23 protein-coding genes are annotated in these 24,641 nt (G+C 45.4%); 10 read left to right on the top strand and 13 right to left on the bottom strand.

Features of this window, described 5'->3' with window-relative positions:
- Positions 1-73: 73 nt before the first annotated feature.
- From lpdA to ampD, 5 genes are all read right to left on the bottom strand, one after another.
- Positions 74-1,504, bottom strand: coding sequence for a dihydrolipoyl dehydrogenase (lpdA, locus tag AB4263_RS19440; RefSeq protein WP_136981624.1), 1,431 nt, complete (start codon positions 1,502-1,504; stop codon positions 74-76).
- Positions 1,505-1,746: 242 nt separating this feature from the next.
- Complete coding sequence (gene aceF, locus AB4263_RS19435; RefSeq protein ID WP_372098722.1) at positions 1,747-3,648, bottom strand: pyruvate dehydrogenase complex dihydrolipoyllysine-residue acetyltransferase; 1,902 nt, start codon at positions 3,646-3,648, stop codon at positions 1,747-1,749.
- A gap of 26 nt (positions 3,649-3,674) precedes the next feature.
- Positions 3,675-6,338: a pyruvate dehydrogenase (acetyl-transferring), homodimeric type gene (aceE, locus tag AB4263_RS19430; RefSeq protein ID WP_136981622.1), complete on the bottom strand. Its 2,664-nt coding sequence runs from the start codon at positions 6,336-6,338 to the stop codon at positions 3,675-3,677.
- 62 nt (positions 6,339-6,400) lie between these two features.
- Positions 6,401-7,162 carry a pyruvate dehydrogenase complex transcriptional repressor PdhR gene (pdhR, locus tag AB4263_RS19425; RefSeq protein ID WP_008222726.1) on the bottom strand — a complete coding sequence of 254 codons (762 nt, stop codon included), beginning with the start codon at positions 7,160-7,162 and terminating at the stop codon, positions 6,401-6,403.
- 483 nt (positions 7,163-7,645) lie between these two features.
- On the bottom strand, positions 7,646-8,245 hold the full coding sequence (ampD, locus tag AB4263_RS19420) for a 1,6-anhydro-N-acetylmuramyl-L-alanine amidase AmpD (RefSeq protein WP_017059444.1): 600 nt from the start codon (positions 8,243-8,245) through the stop codon (positions 7,646-7,648).
- An 83-nt stretch (positions 8,246-8,328) separates the two neighbouring features.
- Between ampD and nadC the strand changes: the two genes are divergently transcribed.
- The 8 genes from nadC to yacG all read left to right on the top strand — a co-directional run bounded on the left by nadC (position 8,329) and on the right by yacG (position 15,418).
- The gene (nadC, locus tag AB4263_RS19415) at positions 8,329-9,219 is read left to right on the top strand and encodes a carboxylating nicotinate-nucleotide diphosphorylase (RefSeq protein WP_004738163.1); all 891 of its coding nucleotides are present in this window, start codon (positions 8,329-8,331) and stop codon (positions 9,217-9,219) included.
- Positions 9,220-9,472: 253 nt separating this feature from the next.
- Positions 9,473-9,883, top strand: a complete 411-nt coding sequence (locus AB4263_RS19410) for a pilin (RefSeq protein WP_102398315.1) — start codon at positions 9,473-9,475, stop codon at positions 9,881-9,883.
- Between the two features lies 1 nt (position 9,884).
- Positions 9,885-11,573, top strand: a complete 1,689-nt coding sequence (gene pilB / locus AB4263_RS19405) for a type IV-A pilus assembly ATPase PilB (RefSeq protein WP_372098721.1) — start codon at positions 9,885-9,887, stop codon at positions 11,571-11,573.
- A 15-nt stretch (positions 11,574-11,588) separates the two neighbouring features.
- Positions 11,589-12,818, top strand: coding sequence for a type II secretion system F family protein (locus tag AB4263_RS19400; protein ID WP_372098720.1), 1,230 nt, complete (start codon positions 11,589-11,591; stop codon positions 12,816-12,818).
- 67 nt (positions 12,819-12,885) lie between these two features.
- The gene (locus tag AB4263_RS19395) at positions 12,886-13,755 is read left to right on the top strand and encodes an A24 family peptidase (protein ID WP_372098719.1); all 870 of its coding nucleotides are present in this window, start codon (positions 12,886-12,888) and stop codon (positions 13,753-13,755) included.
- Positions 13,756-13,757: 2 nt separating this feature from the next.
- Positions 13,758-14,372 carry a dephospho-CoA kinase gene (coaE, locus tag AB4263_RS19390; protein WP_372098718.1) on the top strand — a complete coding sequence of 205 codons (615 nt, stop codon included), beginning with the start codon at positions 13,758-13,760 and terminating at the stop codon, positions 14,370-14,372.
- A gap of 26 nt (positions 14,373-14,398) precedes the next feature.
- Positions 14,399-15,139, top strand: coding sequence for a cell division protein ZapD (gene zapD / locus AB4263_RS19385; protein WP_017063237.1), 741 nt, complete (start codon positions 14,399-14,401; stop codon positions 15,137-15,139).
- Between the two features lie 81 nt (positions 15,140-15,220).
- Positions 15,221-15,418: a DNA gyrase inhibitor YacG gene (yacG, locus tag AB4263_RS19380; protein ID WP_010435916.1), complete on the top strand. Its 198-nt coding sequence runs from the start codon at positions 15,221-15,223 to the stop codon at positions 15,416-15,418.
- 278 nt (positions 15,419-15,696) lie between these two features.
- On the opposite strand, the gene rplS is transcribed toward yacG, so the two are convergent.
- The 5 genes from rplS to ffh all read right to left on the bottom strand — a co-directional run bounded on the left by rplS (position 15,697) and on the right by ffh (position 19,311).
- Positions 15,697-16,050: a 50S ribosomal protein L19 gene (gene rplS, locus AB4263_RS19375; protein ID WP_004735514.1), complete on the bottom strand. Its 354-nt coding sequence runs from the start codon at positions 16,048-16,050 to the stop codon at positions 15,697-15,699.
- 59 nt (positions 16,051-16,109) lie between these two features.
- Positions 16,110-16,850: a tRNA (guanosine(37)-N1)-methyltransferase TrmD gene (gene trmD / locus AB4263_RS19370; RefSeq protein WP_017061056.1), complete on the bottom strand. Its 741-nt coding sequence runs from the start codon at positions 16,848-16,850 to the stop codon at positions 16,110-16,112.
- Between the two features lie 26 nt (positions 16,851-16,876).
- The gene (gene rimM / locus AB4263_RS19365) at positions 16,877-17,431 is read right to left on the bottom strand and encodes a ribosome maturation factor RimM (RefSeq protein WP_017063236.1); all 555 of its coding nucleotides are present in this window, start codon (positions 17,429-17,431) and stop codon (positions 16,877-16,879) included.
- 24 nt (positions 17,432-17,455) lie between these two features.
- Positions 17,456-17,704 (bottom strand): 30S ribosomal protein S16, encoded by a 249-nt coding sequence (rpsP, locus tag AB4263_RS19360; RefSeq protein WP_004410028.1) that lies wholly within the window; start codon positions 17,702-17,704, stop codon positions 17,456-17,458.
- Positions 17,705-17,916: 212 nt separating this feature from the next.
- The gene (gene ffh, locus AB4263_RS19355; RefSeq protein ID WP_010435884.1) at positions 17,917-19,311 is read right to left on the bottom strand and encodes a signal recognition particle protein; all 1,395 of its coding nucleotides are present in this window, start codon (positions 19,309-19,311) and stop codon (positions 17,917-17,919) included.
- Positions 19,312-19,511: 200 nt separating this feature from the next.
- Here ffh and AB4263_RS19350 point away from each other — a divergent pair, with 200 nt between their 5' ends.
- Together AB4263_RS19350 and AB4263_RS19345 are read left to right on the top strand one after the other, a co-directional pair.
- Complete coding sequence (locus AB4263_RS19350; protein WP_019825854.1) at positions 19,512-20,306, top strand: inner membrane protein YpjD; 795 nt, start codon at positions 19,512-19,514, stop codon at positions 20,304-20,306.
- 127 nt (positions 20,307-20,433) lie between these two features.
- Positions 20,434-21,705, top strand: a complete 1,272-nt coding sequence (locus AB4263_RS19345; RefSeq protein WP_017063233.1) for an HlyC/CorC family transporter — start codon at positions 20,434-20,436, stop codon at positions 21,703-21,705.
- 115 nt (positions 21,706-21,820) lie between these two features.
- On the opposite strand, the gene luxS is transcribed toward AB4263_RS19345, so the two are convergent.
- The 3 genes from luxS to gshA are packed head-to-tail and all read right to left on the bottom strand — an operon-like array spanning position 21,821 to position 24,593.
- Positions 21,821-22,339, bottom strand: coding sequence for an S-ribosylhomocysteine lyase (gene luxS, locus AB4263_RS19340; protein ID WP_017056597.1), 519 nt, complete (start codon positions 22,337-22,339; stop codon positions 21,821-21,823).
- 24 nt (positions 22,340-22,363) lie between these two features.
- A complete protein-coding gene (locus AB4263_RS19335) occupies positions 22,364-23,014 on the bottom strand; it encodes a hypothetical protein (protein WP_017629422.1) in 651 nt (216 codons plus the stop codon).
- Positions 23,015-23,024: 10 nt separating this feature from the next.
- Positions 23,025-24,593: a glutamate--cysteine ligase gene (gene gshA, locus AB4263_RS19330; protein ID WP_017063229.1), complete on the bottom strand. Its 1,569-nt coding sequence runs from the start codon at positions 24,591-24,593 to the stop codon at positions 23,025-23,027.
- Positions 24,594-24,641: the final 48 nt, after the last annotated feature.

Raw genomic sequence — 24,641 nt, 5'->3', positions numbered from 1 at the left:
GCTCGGCGCACCATAAAAAAACCGCTGACGAATCAGCGGTTTTTAAAAACATTAGCGAGTGGCTAAAGGAGAATTACTTCTTCTTTTTCACTGCTTTCTTGTTTGGAAGGTCAGTGATTGAACCTTCGAATACTTCCGCAGCAAGACCAACAGACTCGTGTAGAGTTGGGTGAGCGTGGATAGTAAGAGCGATATCTTCTGCATCACAACCCATTTCGATTGCTAGGCCGATTTCACCAAGAAGCTCACCACCGTTAGTACCAACAACAGCACCACCGATTACGCGATGAGTATCTTTATCGAAGATCATCTTAGTCATACCATCTGCACAGTCAGAAGCGATTGCACGACCAGAAGCAGCCCAAGGGAAAGTCGCCACTTCGTAGTTTAGGCCTTCCGCTTTCGCTTCTTTCTCAGTCTTACCTACCCAAGCAACTTCCGGCTCAGTGTACGCAATTGATGGGATTACTTTAGGGTCGAAGTAGTGCTTCTTACCAGAGATAACTTCAGCAGCTACGTGACCTTCATGCACACCTTTGTGAGCAAGCATTGGTTGACCAACAACGTCACCGATCGCGTGGATGTGAGGAACGTTTGTACGCATTTGCTTATCAACGTTGATGAAGCCACGCTCGTCAACTTCGATACCTGCTTTTTCAGCATCGATAAGTGCACCGTTTGGAACACGACCGATAGCAACAAGAACAGCATCGTAGCGCTCAGCTTCAGCTGGTGCTTTCTTGCCTTCCATTGAAACGTAGATACCGTCTTCTTTCGCTTCAACTGCAGTTACTTTAGTCTCAAGCATTAGCTTGAACTTGTTCTTGATACGCTTAGTGAAGACTTTAACGATGTCTTTATCCGCAGCAGGGATAACTTGGTCGAACATCTCAACTACGTCTACTTTAGAACCTAGAGAGTGGTAAACCGTACCCATTTCAAGACCGATGATACCACCGCCCATGATAAGCAGTTTTTCAGGAACTTCTTTCAGCTCAAGTGCATCCGTAGAATCCCAAATACGTGGGTCTTCATGTGGAATGAAAGGAAGTTTGATTGGGCGAGAACCCGCAGCGATGATTGCGTTATCGAAGTTAACTGTTGTTGCTTCACCTTGGCCTTCAACTAGGATGCTGTTAGGACCAGTGAACTTACCGAAACCGTTAACAACAGTAACGTTACGCATCTTAGCCATACCGCCAAGACCGCCAGTTAGTTGATCAACTACTTTTTCTTTCCAGATACGGATCTTGTTGATGTCCGTTTGTGGCTCGCCGAATACAACGCCGTGCTCTGCCATCGCTTTAGCTTCTTCGATTACTTTAGAAACGTGAAGAAGTGCTTTTGATGGAATACAACCAACGTTTAGACATACACCACCAAGAGTGCTGTAACGTTCAACTAGTACTGTTTCTAGACCTAAATCCGCACAACGGAATGCCGCTGAGTAACCAGCAGGACCTGAACCAAGTACAACAACTTGGGCTTTAATTTCTTTGCTCATTGTGACCTCTTGTAGTCATTATCCCTAACAGGCTGAGTAGATGTTCTTAAAATTATTGGGCTTTCAAACAGGAAACATTTTACAGAGATGTTAACAGTGTGAAAGTAGCTTTAAGTTAGCCTGTGAGCTAGACAACAATTCCCCATCAGATTATGAGAAATGCAGGAAACTGTTGTCTAAAAATAGTCTTTGTATAAAGAATTAAGGTGACCCGAAAGTCACCTTAATAATTACTTTCTCAATTACAGTACTAGACGACGAATGTCAGATAGTGCGCTGTTTAGGAAAGTAATGAAGCGTGCACCTTCAGCACCATCGATCACACGGTGGTCGTATGATAGAGACAGTGGAAGCTGTAGACGTGGTTGGAACTCTTTACCATTCCAAACTGGCTTAATTTCAGACTTAGATACACCTAGGATACCTACTTCTGGAGCATTTACGATTGGAGTAAATGCAGTACCGCCAATACCACCAAGGCTAGAGATTGTGAAACAACCGCCTTGCATGTCTGCCGCTGTTAGCTTACCAGAACGTGCTTTCTTAGAAACAGCCATTAGCTCTTCAGATAGCTCGTAAATGCCTTTCTTGTTCACGTCTTTGAAGACAGGAACAACTAGACCGTTTGGTGTATCAACAGCGATACCCACGTTTACGTACTTCTTAAGAATGATGCTTTCGCCATCTTCAGAAAGAGAAGAGTTAAATGCTGGGAATGCTTCTAGCGCTTTAGCAACAGCTTTCATGATGAACACAAGTGGAGTGATCTTCATGCCAGTGTCTTTCTTCGCTTCGATTGCGTTCTGTTCTTTACGGAATGCTTCTAGCTCAGTGATGTCTGCGTTGTCCCATTGTGTAACGTGAGGGATCATTACCCAGTTACGGTGCAGGTTAGCACCAGAGATCTTCTTAATCTTAGAAAGCTTCTGAACTTCAGTTTCGCCGAACTTGCTGAAGTCAACTTTTGGCCATGGTAGTAGACCAAGAGCAGAACCGTCGCCGCCTTTGCCAGATGCAGCTGCACCAGACTCAAGACGCTTAAGTGCATCTTTAACGTAAGACTGAACGTCTTCTTTAAGGATACGGCTCTTACGACCAGTACCTTTAACCTTAGAAAGGTTAACGCCAAATTCACGAGCTAGACGACGAACTACTGGAGAAGCGTGCGCGTAGTCACCGTTCTCTTGGAAGTCGCCAGCTGCTGCAGGTGCTTCTGCTTTAGGAGCAGGTGCCGCCGCTGGAGCTGCTGCTTGTGCAGGTGCTGCAACAGGAGCAGGAGCTGCGCCTTCAACCGGAGTGCCGGCCACGACGAAAGTCATGATTAGAGAGCCAGTTGACACTTTGTCGCCAGCTGCAATCTTGATCTCTTTTACTGTACCAGCGAATGGTGCAGGAACTTCCATTGAAGCTTTGTCGCCTTCAACAGTAATTAGAGATTGCTCTTCTTCTACTGTATCGCCAACCGCTACCATGATTTCAGTAACTTCTACTTCGTCACCACCGATATCAGGAACGTTCACTTCTTTTTCAGCTGCGGCCGGCGCTCCGGATGCTGTTGGAGCCGCTGCAACTGGTGCTGCCGCCGCTGGAGCAGGAGCTGCTGCAGGTGCTGAACCAGCAACCTCGAATACCATTACTAGAGAACCAGTAGAAACTGAGTCACCAGAAGCGACCTTGATTTCTTTAACTGTACCAGCGAATGGTGCAGGAACTTCCATTGAAGCCTTGTCACCTTCAACAGTTAGAAGAGATTGCTCTTCTTCTACTGAATCACCGATAGCAACCATGATTTCAGTAACTTCTACTTCGTCGCCACCGATATCTGGAACGTGAACTTCTTTAAGCTCTGCCGCTGCAGGAGCGGCTACTGGAGCTGCCTCTGCTGCTGGAGCAGGTGCAGCTTCAGCTGCACCCTCGGCTTCGAAAATCATGATTAGAGAACCAGTAGAAACTGAATCGCCTTCAGCTACTTTGATTTCTTTAACGATACCTGCTTGAGACGCTGGAACTTCCATAGAAGCTTTGTCGCCTTCAACAGTGATCAGAGACTGTTCTTCTTCAACCTTGTCGCCAACGCTTACAAGAATCTCAGTAACTTCAACCTCGTCAGCACCGATGTCTGGTACATTAATTTCGATTGTCATTGTATTTACCTACCTTAATGCCAGTCTTATGCGTATTGCGGGTTTGTTTTTTCAGTGTCGATATCGAATTTAGCAATTGCTTCAACAACTACAGATTTCTCGATATCACCACGTTTAGCCAGTTCAGTTAGAGCTGCAACTACGATGTAGCCAGCGTTAACTTCGAAGTGACGACGTAGGTTTGCACGGCTGTCAGAACGGCCGAAACCATCAGTACCAAGTACTTTGTAAGACTCGCTTGGCATGTAAGCACGTACTTGCTCAGCGTAGTTCTTCATGTAGTCAGTCACTGCGATTGCAGGTTCTTTACCAAGTACAGTTGTGATGTACGGTACTTTCTCTTCAGCTTCTGGGTGAAGCATGTTGTCACGCTCTACCGCTTGGCCGTCACGAGTTAGTTCGTTGAACGACGTTACAGAGAATACGTCAGATGCTACGCCGTACTCTTCGCTTAGAATTTCAGCCGCTTTACGCGCTTCGTTCATGATAGTACCAGAGCTCATTAGTTGAACTTTGCCCTTAGCACCAGCGTGAGATTCAAGCTTGTAGATACCCTTACGGATGCCTTCTTCAGCGCCTTCTGGCATTGCTGGCATTGCGTAGTTCTCGTTCATTACTGTTAGGTAGTAGTAAACGTTCTCTTGCTCAGGGCCGTACATGCGACGGATACCGTCTTGCATGATTACTGCTAGCTCGTAAGCGAATGTTGGATCGTAAGAGATACAGTTCGGGATAGTGTTCGCTTGGATGTGCGAGTGACCATCTTCGTGCTGTAGACCTTCACCGTTCAGTGTTGTACGACCAGCTGTAGCACCTAGTAGGAAGCCGCGAGCTTGTTGGTCACCTGCTAGCCATGCCATGTCACCAATACGTTGGAAACCGAACATAGAGTAGTAGATGTAGAACGGGATCATTGGTAGGTCGTTCGTGCTGTATGAAGTTGCCGCTGCAACCCATGAAGCCATAGAACCTAGCTCGTTGATACCTTCTTGAAGAACTTGACCAGATGTTGCTTCTTTGTAGTAAGAAACGATGCCTTTATCTTCAGGTGTGTATTCTTGACCGTGTGGGTTGTAGATACCAACCTGACGGAATAGACCTTCCATACCGAATGTACGAGCTTCATCACAGATGATAGGAACGATGTTCTTACCAATGTTCTTATCTTTAAGAAGGATGTTTAGCGTACGTACATAAGCCATAGTTGTAGAGATATCACGCTTCTGTTCACCTAGTAGAGGTGCGAATGCGTCTAGCTCAGGAACCTTGAACTCTTGAGTAAACTTAGGAAGACGTGCAGGTGTGTAACCGTGTAGAGCGTTACGACGAGCGTGCATGTATTCGTACTCAGGCGTACCTTCTTCCAATTTCAGGTAAGGAAGTTCAGCGATCTTCTCATCTGAAAGGATGTCTTGTAGGCCTAGGCGATCACGTAGGTGTTGAACATGAGTCATGTCCATTTTCTTAACACCGTGTGCAATGTTCTTACCTTCAGCTGCATCACCCATGCCGTAACCTTTAACAGTCTTAGCTAGGATTACAGTTGGCTTACCGTTTGTCTCTTTAGCATTGTTGAATGCAGCAAACAGTTTAGAAGAATCGTGACCACCACGCTTAAGAGCGAAGATTTCGTCATCAGTCATGTCTGCAACTAGTGCAGCTGTTTCTGGGTACTTACCAAAGAAGTGCTCACGTACGTATGCGCCATCTTTAGATTTGAATGTCTGGTAGTCACCATCGATAGTTTCGTTCATTAGTTGAAGAAGCTTACCAGTCGTGTCTTTAGCCAGTAGAGAATCCCAGTTGCTACCCCAGATAACTTTAACAACGTTCCAACCTGCGCCTTTAAATAGGCCTTCAAGTTCTTGGATGATGCTGCCGTTACCCATTACAGGGCCGTCTAGACGCTGTAGGTTACAGTTGATTAGGAAACATAGGTTGTCTAGCTTCTCACGCGCAGCGAAAGAGATAGCACCACGTGATTCTGGCTCATCCATCTCACCGTCACCTAGGAACGCGTATACGCGTTGCGCTGAAGTTTCTTTCAGGCCACGGCCGTCAAGGTACTTAAGGAAGCGCGCTTGGTAGATAGCAGAGATAGGGCCAAGACCCATAGATACTGTCGGGAACTGCCAGAACTCAGGCATCAGTTTCGGGTGCGGGTAAGAAGGGATACCTTTACCATCAACTTCTTGACGGAAGTTATCTAGCTGTTCTTCAGTTAGACGACCTTCAACGAATGCACGAGAGTAGATACCTGGAGAGATGTGACCTTGGTAGTAAACTAGATCGCCACCGTCTGTCTCGTTTGGAGCACGGAAGAAGTGGTTGAAACATACTTCGTAGAACGCTGCTGCTGACTGGTAAGAAGCCATGTGACCACCAAGGTCTAGGTCTTTCTTAGAAGCACGCAATACGATCATGATTGCGTTCCAGCGAATAATCGAACGAATACGACGCTCAAGAGTTACGTCACCAGGGTAAGCTGGCTCTTGTGCTGCTGGAATTGTGTTGATGTAGTTTGTGTTGATGCCTGTAGCCATATCAACACCATCTAAACGCGCTTTATCTAGAACTTGTTCTAGTAAAAACTGTGCACGTTCTACACCTTCTTCACGTACTACTGACTCAAGAGCTTCTAACCAATCTTGAGTTTCCAGAGCATCAACGTCATGCTTCATGTCAGACATGGCGATCTATCCTTTTTGTTAGTTGGATTCTACTAAACACGTAAAAAGCCGAAGTATTACGGCTATTTACCCTGTTGAATTCGACGTAGAGAACGTTCGCGGCGCGACTCTTCCTTCGTCAAATCCAGCAATGTTTCTTCGATGTAAGCTAAATGAGAGTGTGACATTTCACGCGCCTTCTCAGGCTGGCCAGAAACGATCGCATCTACGATATTAGCTCGATGTATACTCACTTTCTCCACAACGTCTTTACGACGATGCAACAGCTTTAAATTTTCTAAGACGTTTTGTTCGAGTAACGGAGCCAAGCTACGAACAATGTGCAATAACACCACATTGTGCGCTGCCTCTGTTAAAGCAATAAGAAAAGCCATCACCGCTGCAGATTCGGCTTCAATATCACCCTTTTCTTGCGCGCCGTGAATTTTTTCTTGGCAGGCTTGAATACGAGCAAAGTCTTCATCGGTTCCACGCAATGCCGCGAAGTAAGCCGAAATCCCTTCCATCGCATGACGCGATTCCAACAAGTCTAGTTGGGTTTCAGAATGGGACGACAACAAATTAAGCAAAGGATCTGAAAAGCTTTTCCAGATATTTTCGCTAACAAACGTACCTCCACCTTGACGGCGAGTAAGCAAGCGTTTTGCTTCTAAACGTTGTATCGCTTCTCGGATCGAAGGACGAGACACATCGAACTGTTTCGCCAGTTCGCGCTCAGGCGGCAGCTGCTGCCCTGGAGCCAGTGTTCCTTCCACTATCAACCTTTCTAACTCTTGTTCGATAACATCGGAGAGTTTTGGCTGACGAATCCTTTGATAAGCCATAGTTTGTTGTTCTTCTTTTTCTTCGCTGACAATTGGTAATACCAATTTTAAGTTGGGCAGAAATTAACATAATTAAAACGCCACTGTCCAGCCTAAAATTGACCTGCATCATAGAATACAGCGTGAATTAACCATGATTTAACAAATGAAATTTAAAACAGCAACCAAATTGGTCTTACCATTTACAGGGGTAATACTTTTGGGGAGTGTTCTTGCTAGAAAGTTTCAGGATAAAAATGAATTGTTTCAGAAAGATTAGTGTCACTCGTTTAAAAATCGAACCAAGCGCACATTTAGGGTGGAAATTCTGTTCATAAGTTTTAATAAATGAGTGTTTGATAAGTTCGTCACACTCTCAATTTATTGATGCGCTTCTCTCCACCACTTTCTTTACATCGCAACAACAAAAATTCACAAGTCATTATGCCAGGCGTTGACTATTCAACGCCCACCAGCGGTAAACCCATCGTCAAAAACTGAGGCTTAAGCTTTGAGATTTTTTTTAAACTTCTGCCAATCAAACACCAAGCCAGGGTCAGTTTTACGCAAAGGCGCTATATATTGATGGCCAGTGATACGCTCACTGGTGATTTGAGGAAACGTCGATACGAGCGTTTCTGTTAATTGGCTAAGCGCTTGATACTGCTGCTCGCTATAAGCTACAAAGTCACTACCTTCCAGTTCAATACCAATAGAGTAATCATTGCACCTTTCACGCCCTGCAAAACTCGACTGGCCAGCATGCCAAGCTCGGTCTAAGAAAGAAACGAACTGCACCACTTCCCCATCGCGACGAATCAAACAGTGCGCCGACACGCCCATTTGGTGAATCACCTTAAAAAACGGGTGTTCCTTCGGGTCGAGTTTGCCCGTAAAAAACAGTTCTATGTAAGGCCCACCAAATTGACCCGGAGGCAAGCTAATGTTGTGAACCACCAGCAGAGAAATATCGTCGGCACTCGGTCGAGCATCAAAATACGGAGAAGGAACATGCCGAGCGTTGTCGTACCATCCGTTGGAGCTGATCGTCATCTTGGTCTCACTTTCTTTTCTGCTAGCACAATAAGATGTGACCTTGCCCATAGAGCAGTCGCGCTAGCCTCTTTAATTTGAAGTTAAGCAAGAGTATCATTCCATTCCCACTCCCTTTCAAGATTAGATTTGCGATGAAAAACACACATAACAGCCACCAACGCCTTGACTACTTAAAAGAGCAACTGCCTCTAGAGATCACTCGTGCAGTAGCCGAGACTATCAAAGAAGACCTAGGTGGCACGTTAGATCCAGCGGCTGACATCACAGCAAGTCTAATCCCAGCAGACGCAATCAACAGCGCAACCATCATTACTCGTGAGCACGGTGTGTTCTGTGGTAAAGCTTGGGCTGATGAAGTGTTTAAGCAACTGGGCGGTGAAGTGACTATCGAGTGGAATGTAGAAGATGGCGACAAGGTTGAACCAAACCAAACGCTTTGCACCCTAACTGGCCCAGCACGCGCGCTACTAACGGGCGAGCGTAATGCAATGAACTTCATTCAAACACTGTCTGGTTGTGCGACAGCAACAGCTATCTACGCTGACAAAATCAAACACACAGAGTGCCGCCTGTTAGATACGCGTAAAACGATTCCTGGCTTGCGCAGCGCACTAAAATACGCAGTCGCTTGTGGCGGCGGTTTCAACCACCGTATCGGTGTTTTCGATGCGTACCTAATCAAAGAAAACCACATCATCGCTTGTGGTGGCATTGAGAAGGCTATCTCTACTGCAAAAGAGCTGAACCCAGGAAAGCCTGTAGAAGTGGAAACCGAAAGCCTAGAAGAGCTAGAGCAAGCTATCAACGCGGGCGCAGACATCATCATGCTAGACAACTTCACTACTGACATGATGCGTGAAGCTGTGAAGATCAACGCTGGCCGTGCTGCACTAGAAAACTCTGGTAACGTGACACTAGACACCATCGCAGAATTTGCTGAAACGGGTGTTGATTACATCTCGGTAGGTGCGCTGACTAAGCACCTAAAAGCAATGGATCTATCAATGAGATTCAAAGCGTAATTGACTGAATAATAATTAATTTCTGTAAAGGCACTGTTGATAACGGTGCCTTTTTTATTGCCTGAATTATCAGTATTTCAAGCAGTTATTTAAGCTGATCGCATAATTTTGCCTGCTATATGAAACACTACACCAATAAATACCAAACCGCTCGCGACCACACCTGAACACCATTCCACTCCCCCATCTCAACTTCTATTCTTTCCATCAACCAGTGCCTGCACTGAAACAAACTAAAGAATGGAATTAGACAATGAATAACAAAAGTAAAAGAACAAATCAGAAAGGCTTTACGCTGATTGAATTGATGATTGTGGTGGCGATTATTGGTGCTTTATCAGCTATTGCTGTACCTGCTTACAAAGACTATGTATCAAAAAGCCAAGCATCTTCAGCATTAGCAACACTAAAAGCACTAATTACACCAGCTGAATTACTAATCCAAGAGGAAGGCAGCATTAGTGGCGGCGTTAGTGCATTGGGGATTTCAGCTAGCTCAAACACTCTAGGGACTATCTCAGCTTCAGGAACTACCATTTCATTTTCGTTTGTAGACGGTAGCCTTGATGGTGACAGTATGACCATGACAAGGAGTGCAGATACTGGTTGGTCATGTTCACTATCAGCCTCAAGCGCAATCCCTTCAATAGAAGGCTGCAACTAATTTGGGACTCACCAACCTCCCAACCGTTCTTCGTCAGGCTGGTTTACTTAGCCTAACTCAAGAACAAGCCGTTGCGGAACATGTACAAGCTTCAGGTGTTTCTACACCTGAAGCTTTGCTCGTTCTTGATTTCTTCACAGGCGACTCCCTAGCACATAATATTCAAGCCATTTTCGGTGTGCCGTTAGTTCAGCTTGCCAATGTTGACTATGAAGTATTGTGCGACCAATTAGGGCTTCGCGAGCTGATCACTAAGTATCACGCTATCCCAGTTTCAACCTCTAGTTCGACTCTCACTCTAGCTTCTGCCGACCCAACCGATTTACAAGCAGAAGATGACTTCCGCTTTGCGACCGGATTGCAGATAGAACTCGTTGTCGCTAACTACTCTGAATTAGAAGGCGCAATACGAAAGTTGTATGGTCGCTCTATTTCAGGGCAAGACTCTAAGCGTAAAGAGATCACCCAAGACGAACTTGCCAACCTTGTTGAAGTCTCCGACGATGAGATGACTTCAATTGAAGACCTCAGCCAAGACGACTCCCCTGTCAGCAGATTTATCAATCAGATATTGGTCGATGCGGTACGCAAAGGTGCATCAGATATTCATTTTGAACCTTACGAAGAGCACTATCGCGTGCGCCTGCGTTGCGATGGCATCCTTGTCGAGATTCAGCAACCCGCCTCTCATTTAAGTCGCCGGTTATCTGCTCGCTTGAAGATTCTCGCCAAGCTTGATATTGCGGAGCGTCGCTTACCCCAAGATGGACGCATTAAGCTCCGTTTGAATGATGAACTCGCGATTGATATGCGCGTATCAACGCTACCGACTTTGTGGGGGGAAAAGATCGTATTGAGGCTGCTCGATAGCAGTGCGGCCAATCTCGATATCGACAAGCTTGGTTACAGCGACGATCAAAAAGCCCTCTACCTCAATGCGCTAAAACGCCCGCAAGGGATGATCTTAATGACAGGTCCAACTGGCAGCGGAAAAACCGTCTCCCTTTATACTGGCCTTCGCGTTCTTAACACTACGGAACGCAACATCTCAACAGCTGAAGACCCAGTGGAAATTAACCTGTGTGGTATCAATCAAGTACAAGTAACACCTAAGATCGGCTTTGGGTTTGCGGAAGCGCTACGATCATTTTTACGACAAGACCCTGATGTTGTGATGGTGGGAGAGATCCGCGACTTGGAAACCGCAGAGATCGCGATCAAAGCATCGCAAACCGGTCACTTAGTGCTTTCGACACTGCACACTAATTCCGCCGCAGAAACCGTCACTCGACTCGCTCATATGGGGATAGAACCTTTTAACCTCGCTTCATCATTAAGCCTGATTATCGCCCAACGACTGGCAAGACGACTGTGCGACCAATGTAAAACAGCTGATGACTCACCAGACATATTTCTGCGTCACTCGATTCCTAACAGCCAAACCATCTACAAAGCCAATCCTCACGGCTGCAATGAGTGTAACCAAGGTTATTCGGGTCGAGTGGGTATCTATGAAGTGATGCCGTTTAGCGATCAACTGAAAAGCAGCCTAATCGACAAACCTAACGCGTTAGCCATTGAAAACTTGGCTCGTCGAGAAGGCATGAGAACTCTGCAAGAGTCAGGGTTAGATAAATTGCTTGAAGGCACCACCAGCTATCAAGAGCTGCAACGTGTTCTGTACATATAAACCCATGGAGCACCAATGAGTAGCAAATCCAAACAATCACAACTAAAAAGCTATCACTGGAAAGGCATTAACAGCTCAGGCAAGAAAGTGTCTGGGCAAACCTTAGCGCTCACTGAATTGGAAGTACGAGAAAAGCTCAAAGAGCAGCATATTCAGATTAAGAAAATCAAAAAGAAAAGTATTTCAGCCGTGGCTCGTTTAACTCATAGAGTCAAAGCCAAAGACATCACTATTTTAACTCGCCAACTGGCTACCATGTTGGCGACTGGTGTGCCGATCGTGCAAGCCATCAAGTTGGTGTCAGACAATCACCGCAAAGCTGAAATGAAATCGATTCTATCGCATATCTGCAAAGGTGTAGAAGCCGGAACGCCAATCTCAAAAGCAATGCGAACCGCAAGCCGTCACTTTGATGATCTGTATACCGACTTAGTCGCAACGGGCGAACTTTCCGGTAATCTCGCGCAAGTATTCGAACGCTTGGCAACTTATCGAGAAAAGAGTGAACAGTTAAAGTCTAAGGTTATAAAAGCACTGATCTACCCAGCGATGGTGGTCATTGTTGCACTAACTGTCTCCTACCTAATGCTAACCATGGTAATCCCCGAATTTGAATCTATGTTTTCAGGCTTTGGTGCAGACTTACCTTGGTTTACTCAGCAGGTACTCCACCTTTCCCATTGGATGCAGGCTTACAGTTTTTATACGGCTGTAGGCATCGGGCTTGTTGTTCTGATTATTTACCAACTATGCCAGCGCTCCCACTCGTTCAGACTGTCTGTCAGTCGGCTAGGATTGCGTTTCCCTGTTCTCGGTGGCGTATTAGCGAAAGCCTCAATAGCCAAATTCAGCCGAACCTTATCAACAAGCTTTAGTTCCGGTATTCCTATTTTAATGAGCCTAAAAACCACAGCCAAAACCGCAGGCAACCTACATTATGAATCAGCAATCATTGAGGTTCACCGAGAAACCGCAGCAGGCATGCCGATGTATATCGCGATGCGCAATACCAATGCCTTCCCTGAAATGGTGTTGCAGATGGTGATGATTGGTGAAGAGTCGGGCAACCTTGATGATATGCTCAATAAAGTCGCTTCCATTTACGAGTTTGAAGTAGACAACACCGTCGACAATTTAGGCAAAATTTTAGAACCATTGATCATCGTATTTTTGGGAACGGTTGTTGGCGGGCTTGTGGTTGCGATGTACTTACCGATCTTTAATCTTATGAGTGTGTTAGGATAGCCAAAAGCAACTTAACACCCATGAGTAGCAAACTTCTGCTCATATAGATCAAGTGGTAAAGGACACTATGGAAGTATTTCACTACTATCCTTGGCTATTCCCCGTATTAGCTTTCATTTTTAGCCTTCTTATCGGCAGCTTCCTCAATGTAGTCATACACCGCTTACCGATTATGATGGAGCGAGAGTGGCAACAAGAGTGCTCGGAATATTTCTCTCAATATAAAATTCCAGCGCCAGAGGGAAAGTTCAATCTCAGCATTCCTCGTTCAACCTGCCCGAAATGCAAAACCCAATTAAGAATCGTCGACAATATCCCAGTGTTAAGCTGGTTGCTCTTAAAGGGTAAGTGCCACAGCTGCGCTAATCCAATCAGTGCTCGCTACCCTTTGGTCGAACTGCTTACAGCAATACTTTGCACAATGGTTGCTAGCCACTTTGGTTTCAGTTACTACGCCATTGCTTTGATTCTTTTCACCTTCGCACTGATTACCGCGACCTTTATCGATCTCGATACCATGTTGTTGCCTGATCAAATCACCTTGCCTTTGGTATGGTCCGGTATCGCATTAGCACTGTTTAATATCGGCCCAGTATCGCTGCAAGATTCCGTGGTTGGCGCAATGGCTGGTTACCTCGCTTTATGGTCTGTTTATTGGTTGTTCAAACTACTGACAGGCAAAGAAGGCATGGGTTACGGTGACTTCAAACTCCTGGCTGCGCTTGGCGCATGGCTTGGTTGGCAGCACCTACCGATGATCATCCTTTTATCTTCGCTTGTTGGCCTTGTGTTTGGTTTGATTCAACTTCGCCTGAAACAGCAAGGCATCGATAAAGCCTTCCCATTTGGTCCTTACCTCGCGATAGCTGGTTGGGTAAGCCTATTGTGGGGCAATGACATCATGGGTTGGTATTTCACTTCTGTGCTAGGGATTTAATCATGGCAATCATTATCGGATTAAGTGGTGGTATCGCCAGTGGCAAAACCACGGTAGCCAACCTATTCAATCAGCATTTCAATATTGATATTGTCGATGCTGATATCGTGGCACGCGAAGTAGTGGCATTGGGCAGCGAAGGCCTAAAACAGATCGCCGCTCATTTTGGCGAAGACATATTGCTTGAAGATGGCATGCTAAACCGAGCTAAACTGCGCGAAGTAATCTTCTCTGATCCCACCGAAAAACAATGGCTCAATGATCTTCTTCATCCCATGATCCGCGACAAAATTGACAGTGACCTGTCTAAAGTCACATCCCCTTATGCTTTATTAGTCGCACCGCTATTGGTTGAAAACCAAATGCAAGGCATGGCCGATCGCGTTTTAATCGTTGATGTGCCTACAGAAGTGCAAATAGAACGCACAATGAGTCGTGACAATGTTTCGAAGGAACAGGTTGCCGCAATTTTAAAATCACAAGCTTCAAGAGAACAGCGCTTAGCGGTTGCAGATGACGTGATTAAAAACCATACTAAAAACCAAGAACTTTTGCCTCAAATCACAGATTTACATCAAAAGTATCTGGCAATCAGTACAGTAGATGGGTCAGAATAGAACTATGTTGAATGAAGGTTTGCTCGATGATCACCCATAAATTTGAACATCCTCTAAATGAGAAAACACGCATCTACTTAAGAGTCGAATCACTCTTGAGGCAGCTACACTTGTCTTCTACATTTTCCGATGCTCAACAGTATCAACTCTTTTTCCGTTCCATCTTTGATCTGATTGAAATCTTCGAACAGATCCAACTCAAGAGCGAACTCGCAAAAGATATTGAGAAGCAACGTGTAACCTACAAAAGTTGGTTGGATGTTGAAGGTGTCGATCAAGAGATGCTGACATCACTACTTAATGACATTGGTAACATCTATCGTGATCTGATGCAGGCAGAGCGTTTTGGCCAGTCACTTAAAGAAGACCGCTTCCTAAGTGCAATTCGCCAACGCTTTAATCTTCCTGGTGGTTCATGCTGCTTTGATCTGCCCGCACTGCATTATTGGCTGCACCTTCCTCTCGATAAGAGAATGCGAGATGCCAAAGCTTGGATGGATAGCCTACAGCCTCTCTATGAAGCGCTAACACTGTGGTTGAAGCTCACCAGAGAGACGGGTCACTTCAAAGAGCAAATCGCTCGTGCTGGCTTCTTCCAGAGCGATGCCGATGAAGCGAATATCCTTCGTCTTTCTATTCCGATGCAATACGGTGCCTACCCGATGATCTCCGGTCACAAGAACCGCTTTGCTGTTAAGTTCATGAGCTTTGAAACTGGGCAAGCCTGTACTCAAGACATCGAATTTGAATTGGCAATCTGCACCTAATTAATTTCCTTTTATAGTTTGGCTTGAGTCCTCACTCGAGCCTAAACTCACTATTATTACACCTTCAAATTAAGAATCACTATGTCGAAGAAAATCACCATCGTTAAATGCCCTCAATGTAATGCTGACGTTGAATGGGGCGAACAAAGCCCGCACCGCCCGTTTTGCAGCAAGCAATGTCAGATGATTGATTTCGGTGAATGGGCAGACGAAGAGAACAGCATCGCTGGCGCACCAGATATGTCAGATAGCGATGGTTGGTCGGAAGATCCGTACTAAGCGAATAGCGAATAGCGAATAGCGAATAGAATTTGAAGGATTGGCGTTTAACGTCAGTCCTTTTTTTATTGTCTCTAACATGGCGCTAGTAGAGATTCCCTACTCCTTCCTTCATCGGTCTAGGGAATGACGGTTAAATATGAGTTTAGGTTTTGTCCGTAATCCTCGCGAGCAAGAGATGAGCGAGCTGGGGATCTTTTACCTACGAAACGCTAAATAGCAGGCACAAAAAAGCGGAGCCAAATGGCTCCGCTTTTATCGATAGAATGCAAAAAGAATTACTTCTTAGTAAGCTTCTCTTTAATACGAGCTGACTTACCAGAACGCTCACGTAGGTAGTACAACTTGGCACGACGTACTGCACCACGGCGTTTAACTTCGATGCTATCAACCATTGGAGAGTGAGTTTGGAACGCACGCTCTACGCCTTCACCGTTCGAGATCTTACGAACTGTGAATGCAGAGTGTAGACCACGGTTACGAATAGCGATTACAACGCCTTCGAAAGCCTGTAGACGCTCACGGTCACCTTCTTTTACCTTAACCTGAACTACAACAGTGTCACCTGGTGCGAATTTAGGAAGGTCTGATTTTAGTTGCTCTTCTTCAAGAGCCTTGATGATGTTGCTCATTTGTATAAATTCCTAGAATAAACTGATACTAAATTTAATAGGTTACTGCTTGCTTTTCGTTAAGAGCGTTGCTCTTTAATGAATTCAGCCAGTAATTGTTCCTGTTCGTCAGTCAGAGCTAGGTTTTCCAGGAGTTCTGGTCTTCTTAGCCAAGTTCGGCCCAACGATTGTTTTAATCGCCAGCGACGAATGTCCTTATGGTTTCCAGACTTGAGTACCGATGGTACATCTTTATCGTCTAGCACCTCAGGGCGCGTATAATGGGGACAATCTAGCAAACCATTTGCAAAAGAATCTTCTTCTGCTGAAGCGAAATCTCCAAGTACACCCGGAACAAACCGAGATACTGAATCAATCAGCGTCATGGCTGGCAGTTCGCCACCCGTCATCACAAAATCTCCAATCGACCATTCTTCGTCAACTTCAGATTGAATGATGCGCTCATCTACCCCTTCGTAGCGACCACAAATAAGAAGTAAATTCTCGTTTGTTGCCAGCTCTTCAACACCTTTCTGGTCGAGTTTACGACCTTGAGGTGAAAGATAGATAACTTTCGTCTTTCCCGGTGCTGCTTGCTTGGCCGTTGTGATAGCGTCGCGCAAAGGCTGAACCATCATTAACATGCCAGGACCACCACCGTAAGGTCTGTCATCAACAGTGCGATGTTTATCATGAGTGAAATCACGAGGATTCCATGTCTCAATAGATAAAAGACCTTTTTTAACCGCTTGACCTGTTACTCCAAAATCAGTAACAGAACGGAACATTTCAGGAAAAAGGCTAATAATGCCAACCCACATGTGTTCTCTCGCTCTGTAATTTGGAGTTAGAATCCAGGATCCCAGTCAACTTCGATCCGGCGAGCTTCGCGATCAACTTTCTTGATCACTTGCTCTTCAAGGTACGGTACTAACCGTTCCTTTTGGCCAAAAGCATCTTTAAGATTTGCTTTGATTACTAGAACATCGTTCGAGCCAGTTTCTAATAGGTCAGTGACCTCACCAAGGTCGTAACCTTTAGTGGTAAAAACTTGCATACCGAACAATTCGCGCCAGTAGAATTCATCTTCTGACAATTCAGGTAACGAAGCAGGGTCAATAGCAATTTCAAAGTTAGTCATCAGTTGCGCGTCTTCACGAACATCTAATCCCGCTAGCTTACATACATAACCTTGGCCATGACGTTTCCAGCTCTCAACTTTGTACTCAACCCACTTACCCTTTAGGTTTAAATACCAAGGGCTGTAATCAAATATGCTTTCAGCATTGTCTGTGTAGGAGAACACTTTGAGCCAGCCACGAATACCATAGGTAGACCCAAGTTTACCCATGACAATTCTATTGTTTTGCTCGCTCATAGTTTCTTTACCCTTCATCGACATAAGCTATTTCTCTTTAAAAAAGAATTAAGCCGCTTTTTGAGCGTCTTTAACTAGCTTAGCTACACGATCAGATAGAGATGCGCCTTGACCAACCCAGTGGTTAACACGATCTAGGTCTAGACGTAGACCTTCTTCTTGACCTTGAGCTGTAGGGTTAAAGAAACCTACTTTCTCGATGAAACGGCCAGTTGCAGCGTTACGGCTATCCGCAACTACGATTTGATAAAATGGGCGCTTCTTTGCACCGTGACGTGCCAAACGAATGGTTACCATGTCGTCCTCTTTGCTTTCTTAATAAAATAATTAACCCCAAGTATAAGTAAATAGCTTGGGGTCTCGTGCCAAATTAAAGCCCCGGAATTTTACTCTTATTCCGGTGCAATGCAAGGGCTTTAGCTATTTTTTCACCAACATAGCTGCCGTACACTTTCTGTGACACGGCTAACACTATGAAAAGTAACGTAGCTAAAGCTTACATTTGTAGATTATCGACCAAACGGGTTAAAGCCACCACCCATTCCGCCCATACCTCCACCGCCGCCCATCATGCCTTGCATGTTGCGCATCATGCCTTTCATGCCACCTTTCTGCATCTTCTTCATCATCTTCTGCATTTGGGTGAACTGCTTAAGCATACGGTTTACATCTTGTACCTGTGTACCAGAACCAGCGGCAATACGCTTTTTGCGGGAGCCTTTGATTAGGTCAGGGCGTTGACGCTCTTTCATGGTCATAGAGTTGATGATCGCTTCCATTTGCTTGAACATCTTGTCATCAACTTTATCTTTAACGTTATCTGGTAGCTGAGACATGCCTGGAAGCTTATCCATCATGCCCATCATGCCGCCCATGTTTTGCATCTGACCTAGCTGTTCACGGAAGTCTTCAAGGTCAAAGCCTTTCTTCTCTTTGAACTTCTTAGCCAGTTTCTCTGCTTTCTCGGTATCAACGTTTTTCTGTAGGTCTTCAATAAGAGACAGTACGTCGCCCATACCTAAGATACGAGAAGCAACACGATCTGGGTGGAACGGTTCTAGTGCGTCAGTCTTTTCACCAACACCCAAGAATTTAATCGGCTTGCCTGTGATATGACGAACAGACAGAGCAGCACCACCACGCGCATCACCATCAACTTTCGTCAAGATAACACCGGTTAGTGGTAGCGCATCACCAAAGGCTTTTGCAGTGTTCGCAGCATCTTGACCTGTCATTGCATCAACAACGAACAGTGTCTCTACTGGTTTAATTGCAGTATGAAGCTCTTTGATCTCGCCCATCATCTCTTCATCGATAGCCAAACGACCCGCAGTATCGACAAGTAGCACGTCGTAGAATTTCTTCTTCGCGTGGTCGATTGCAGCGTTTGCAATATCAAGAGGTTTTTGATCAGCTGAAGATGGGAAGAAGTCTACGCCAACATCGCTTGCTAACGTTTCAAGCTGTTTGATTGCCGCTGGACGGTAAACGTCGGCAGACACAACCAAGACTTTCTTCTTGTCACGCTCAGTTAGAAGCTTAGATAGCTTACCTACCGATGTGGTTTTACCCGCACCTTGTAGACCCGCCATTAAGATAACGGCTGGCGGCTGCGCTGCTAGGTTAAGAGCCTCGTTAGACTCACCCATCACCGCTTCAAGTTCAGCTTGAACGATCTTAATGAATTCTTGACCAGGCGTTAGAGATTTAGAAACCTCAACACCCACAGCGCCTTCTTTTACGCGCTTAACAAAATCGCGGACAACGGGCAGTGCAACGTCGGCTTCAAGTAGCGCCATACGTACTTCACGCAGCGTCTCTTTAATATTGTCTTCGGTCAGACGACCTTTACCGCTGATGTTCTTCAGCGTTTTGGATAGACGATCCGTTAAATTATCAAACATAGTTTTCTCTTCGCTCAAAACTGCGACTATTACTGTGAGTATACATTAGCGCGGATTAGAGTCATACCCGTTGTAGAGCGTTAATCATCCGTGCTTGTGATGTGAGACATTATTCACTTGGAATTGAATGAGGTTCGCCATAGCCCCAAAGAGCGATGCGAGGTATAATTCGCCAATTAGTAATCATTAAAATGGATACCATGGACAGTCTTATTGCGATCGCAGCAGCCTTTCTTTATACAATGGCGATTTCCACGATCATTCCAGGTCTCGTGCACCAAACAGGAATCCGTGTAAAAACGGTGTTTATCAGCGCATTACTTGCTCTAGCTTTCCATGCTTGGTTGCTTGGCGATTTGATTTTTAATGCCAGTGGCCAAAACCTCAGTATCTTGAACGTTGCTTCATTAATCAGTTTAATCATATCTGTGGTAATGAGCGGTGCAATGCTCAAAACCCGTCTGTGGTTTATCTTACCCGTCGTCTATAGCTTCGCTGCGCTGAACTTGATGGCTGCCACTTTTCTTCCAAGCACCTTCATCAAACATCTAGAGAATGACCCAAAACTGCTCGTGCACATCTCTTTGGCTCTATTCTCATACGCAACGTTAACTATCGGTGCGCTATACGCCCTGCAACTTGCGTGGCTAGATCACAAACTTAAAAAGAAAAAAGCCTTAGTGATAAACCCTAACCTACCTCCTTTAATGATGGTGGAAAGACAGCTTTTCAAGATCATTTTGATTGGTAATGGTTTATTAACGGGTACTTTGCTGACTGGCCTTATCTTCGTACAAGATATGTTTGCTCAAGGAAAGGCGCACAAAGCGGTGTTGTCTTTTATCGCTTGGGTTATCTACTCCATCCTTTTATGGGGTCACTACCAAAAAGGGTGGCGTGGACAGAAAGTCACTTGGTTCGCACTTGCGGGCGCCAGCATGCTCACATTAGCCTACTTCGGTAGCCGCTTCGTTCAGGAAATCATCCTGAACTAGTCTGTAAAATAAAGGCAAGATCTCACATACCTTGCCTTTAAAATATTGAGTGCAATACATTCAATTGACATCTCGACCATGTTCGGTCATAAATTAATCAAGATACACAAATAGGAAAAGAATAGTTTTGGACGACATATCAACGGGTATCTTATTTGCGCTACTCGCGTGTCTCATTGTAATTTCTGGTTATTTCTCTGGTTCCGAAACGGGCATGATGTCCCTGAACCGCTACCGTTTAAAGCACTTGGCCAATACGGGTCATAAAGGTGCCAAACGTGTAGAAAAACTTCTGAACCGCCCAGACAGATTGATTGGCCTCATCCTCATCGGCAACAATCTCGTCAACATTCTTGCATCTGCGATCGCTACTATTCTTGGTATGCGCATCTACGGGGATATCGGTGTGGCTATCGCTACTGGTACCCTGACTCTCGTGATCCTAGTATTCGCCGAGGTAACCCCAAAGACCATCGCTTCTCTATTTCCTGAACGTGTCTCTTACGCGAGTAGTATCCTTTTGATGATACTGATGAAGGTGCTATCACCATTGGTGATCTTAGTGAACTTCATTACCAACGGCTTCATTCGTATCTTAGGCGTTAAAGCCAGCCATGATGCAACCGACCACTTGAGCTCCGAAGAGCTTAGAACCGTGGTAAATGAAGCCGGTAGCTTAATCCCTCAACGTCACCAAGATATGTTGGTGTCTATTCTGGATTTAGAGCACGTCACCGTGAACGACATCATGGTGCCGCGTAATGAGATTACTGGTATCGACATCAATGACGACTGGAAATCGATCGTTCGTCAACTTACCCACTCGCCTCATGGTCGCGTAGTGCTGTACCGTGACCAAATAGATGAAGTGGTCGGCATGCTTAGGCTGCGTGAAGCTTACCGTCTGATGCTTGAAAAGAACGAATTCAATAAAGAAACCCTGTTGCGTGCCGCGGATGAGATCTACTTTATTCCTGAAGCGACACCACTCAATATTCAACTGCTTAAGTTTCAACGCAATAAGCAGCGCATCGGTTTGATTGTTGATGAGTATGGCGACATCAATGGTTTGGTTACATTAGAAGATATTCTAGAAGAGATCGTAGGTGAGTTTACCACCTCAATCACCCCAAGCTTATCTGAAGAGATTACTCCGCAAAGCGATGGCAGCTTCTTGATTGAAGGCAGTGCCAATATCCGAGATATCAACAAAGGCTTACAGTGGGCACTGCCTACCGATGGCCCAAGAACGCTGAATGGTTTGATACTGGAACATCTTGAAGATATTCCTGAGAGTCACCTGAGTGTTCAGGTTGCCAGCCACCCAATGGAAATTGTTGAGCTTGAAGAGAACCGCATCAAACTGGTTCGCGTGTTCCCACAGATCGTGAACGGCTAACTGAGTTATCACTGAATCTCTGTCTCGCCCTAAAATACGTTGACGAAAAAGGCCCGGTTCATTGAACCGGGCCTTTTAGTATCTAACTCGCCCTATCTAGGGTAGCTATCAATGACTAGTCGATCTTAAGCTCTTGCAGCATAGACTCTGGCAGTGCCAGTTCATCATTCTTGTTTACAGAGATGCCTGCAGCGATGATCGCATTCGCGATCTCTTTCGCTTCATCCAAAGAGTGCATTGCCGCGGTACCACATTGGTATTCGTTCAGCTCAGGGATCTTATTCTGGTTCTCAACTTTCAGTACGTCTTGCATCGCTGCCAACCAACCGTCAGCCACTTGTTGTTCTGTAGGCGTACCAATCAGGCTCATGTAGAAACCAGTGCGACAGCCCATCGGTGAGATATCGATGATCTCTACATCTGAACCGTTCAATTGATTACGCATGAAACCAGCATATAGGTGCTCTAGAGTATGGATACCTTTCTCAGATAGGATGTCTTTGTTTGGCGCAGTAAAACGCAGGTCAAACACAGTGATGGTATCCCCTTTTGGGGTTTGCATTGTTTTAGCAACACGAACGGCAGGTGCGTTCATGCGTGTGTGATCAACAGTGAAACTATCTAATAAAGGCATTGCTCTTCTCCATGACGGCTGGCTTTAGAAAAACCAGCTTCGATTGTCTTCTAGTTCTTTGCGGCACTGTTTCAGCTGCCATCCATAATCTTTTGCTTGCTGTTCGACTTTGCGCGCCACCTTAATTAGCGATGGCTTGCTGTTGTATGACTTACGCTTATAACCACCACGGCCTTCATGATAAGCCAGGTATTGGTTATATGGGTCCCATAGTGAGATGCCCAATTGACGACGCGTCTCGCTGGTATACCAACCGATGAACATCAATGCATCATCAAAGTTGGTTCTTGAACCACCGTTATTGGTCGCCTTTTGGAAGTCTTCCCAAGCAGGATCTTGAGCTTGTGCATAACCGTAGGCACTGCTTACACGCCCCCACGGTATAAAGCCAAGAATGTAATCTTTAGGTGGGCGCGCATCATGACGATAGCTACTCTCTTGTTTCACAAAAGCCATCGCAACGTTAATCGGCGTTCCCCATTCTTCTTGCATATCCAAGGCATCTTCATACCATGAAGGGTGCTCTCGAAAGATGCTACACAAATTATCTTGCTGCTTTGGCGGTGGCGTTGCACATCCAACCAACAGGCTAGAGACAACACCAACAGTCACTACAGGTAACCATTTACTACTCACTCGAGTAGGCTGACCTAATAAGGCTTGCTTCCTTTCCACCAAAGTCTCGCTATGCTTTTAAATACGAAAAATAATCCGCTAAGAAGCTATCAAAATCTTGAGTGCTTGCTTCTTCACTTTGTTGCTGAGCAATCACAGAACGTTGAACTTCTGCTTCCATCAACTCAGCTGAATATACTTTGTATTGGTGCGCTTTGTGTTGCTGAGCGTACGTTTTACCTAACGCGCAACCCACTTTACCTAAGCCGCCCAATTTTTTGGTCTCTTCTAGCAACTGGCCAGAAATAGTTAGCTCAGGGTTATCAATCCAAGCCTCAAGCGTATCGCATGTTTCTTGGTATGCACGACCACCTTGTTCAGCGTCCATCATCTCGGCAATAGAGCGCAGATCTTTGAAGACACGCTTCGCCCAATCTTGCAGAGACAATCGCTCACCATGACAACCGATTTGCAGCTCTAGACCAACCTGACGACCTTGTAGGATCACCTTGTTCCAGTTATCGCGCCAGCATTCAAGCTCGCAGTTATCCATCTCAGCAGAGTCCGTTAGCACACTCCACGTTAGGAATAAGTCTAGGAAGCGAACCTGCTGCTCATTGATACCAATTGAGCTGAATGGGTTTACATCTAAAGAACGAACCTCAATGTACTCAACACCACCGCGTGCCAATGCTTCAGATGGTTTCTCACCACTCTTCGCCACACGCTTAGGGCGGATTGGAGCGTAAAGCTCATTTTCAATTTGCAGTACGTTGCTATTCAACTGACGGTATTCACCATCAACCTTAGTGCCAATCTCGGCAAATTCTTCTGATGGTGTGCGAATCGCTTGATTCAAACCTTCAAGGTATTGGTCTAGGCTGTTGAAACCAATCTTCAACACACTTTGCGCACTGTTCGTGTAGCCAAGGTCGCTCAGGCGCAGTGCCGTTGCTTTTGGCAGATACAGTGTCTCGCCAATCTTTTCAAAAGGCAGGTTTGTCTCTCTTCCTTTGATGAAAGAAGAACATAGCGCAGGTGAAGCACCGAAGAAGTATGGGATTAACCAACCAAAGCGGTAGTAGTTACGAATCAAACCAAAGTAAGCATCTGACTTAGATTCACAACGCGCTTCTTCAGTTTGCTCTCCAAACAGGCTATCCCAAAAGCTTTCTGGGAAAGAGAAGTTGAAGTGAACACCAGAGATAATCTGCATCAGGCTACCGTAACGACGTTTTAGGCCTTCACGATATAGGGTCTTCATCTTACCGTTATTCGAGGTGCCGTATTGCGCTAGCTGAATGTAATCTTCACTGCCAACGTAACAAGGCATAGAAAGCGGCCATAGTTTTTCGCCGTCTAACTTGGTTTGCGTGAAGTGGTGGATATCAGACAACTGATTCAAAAGCGTCGGAACGTCGTTAGAAACAGGCGTGATAAATTCCAGTAGCGACTCAGAGAAATCGGTCGTTACCCATTCGTTCATCAACGCAGATCCCAAAGCCTCAGGGTGCGGCCCAGTAGCAAGGTGCCCATCTTCCGTGTAGCGTAATGTTTCCCTTTCAACACCACGACCAAATTGAGAGAAGGTCTTAGGGTTGGTTGCAACTTGCTTTAGTCGCGCAGCAAAATCAGTCAAAATTCAGTTCACTTATCTTATATTGTTCTGATTAGAACTATCATAAAT

The organism is Vibrio sp. 10N.261.55.C5, assembly GCF_041470505.1.
Taxonomy (GTDB): Bacteria; Pseudomonadota; Gammaproteobacteria; order Enterobacterales; family Vibrionaceae; genus Vibrio; species Vibrio crassostreae_C.
The sequence above is the reverse complement of the archived record's forward strand: the minus strand, read 5'-3'. Positions and strand labels throughout refer to the sequence as shown.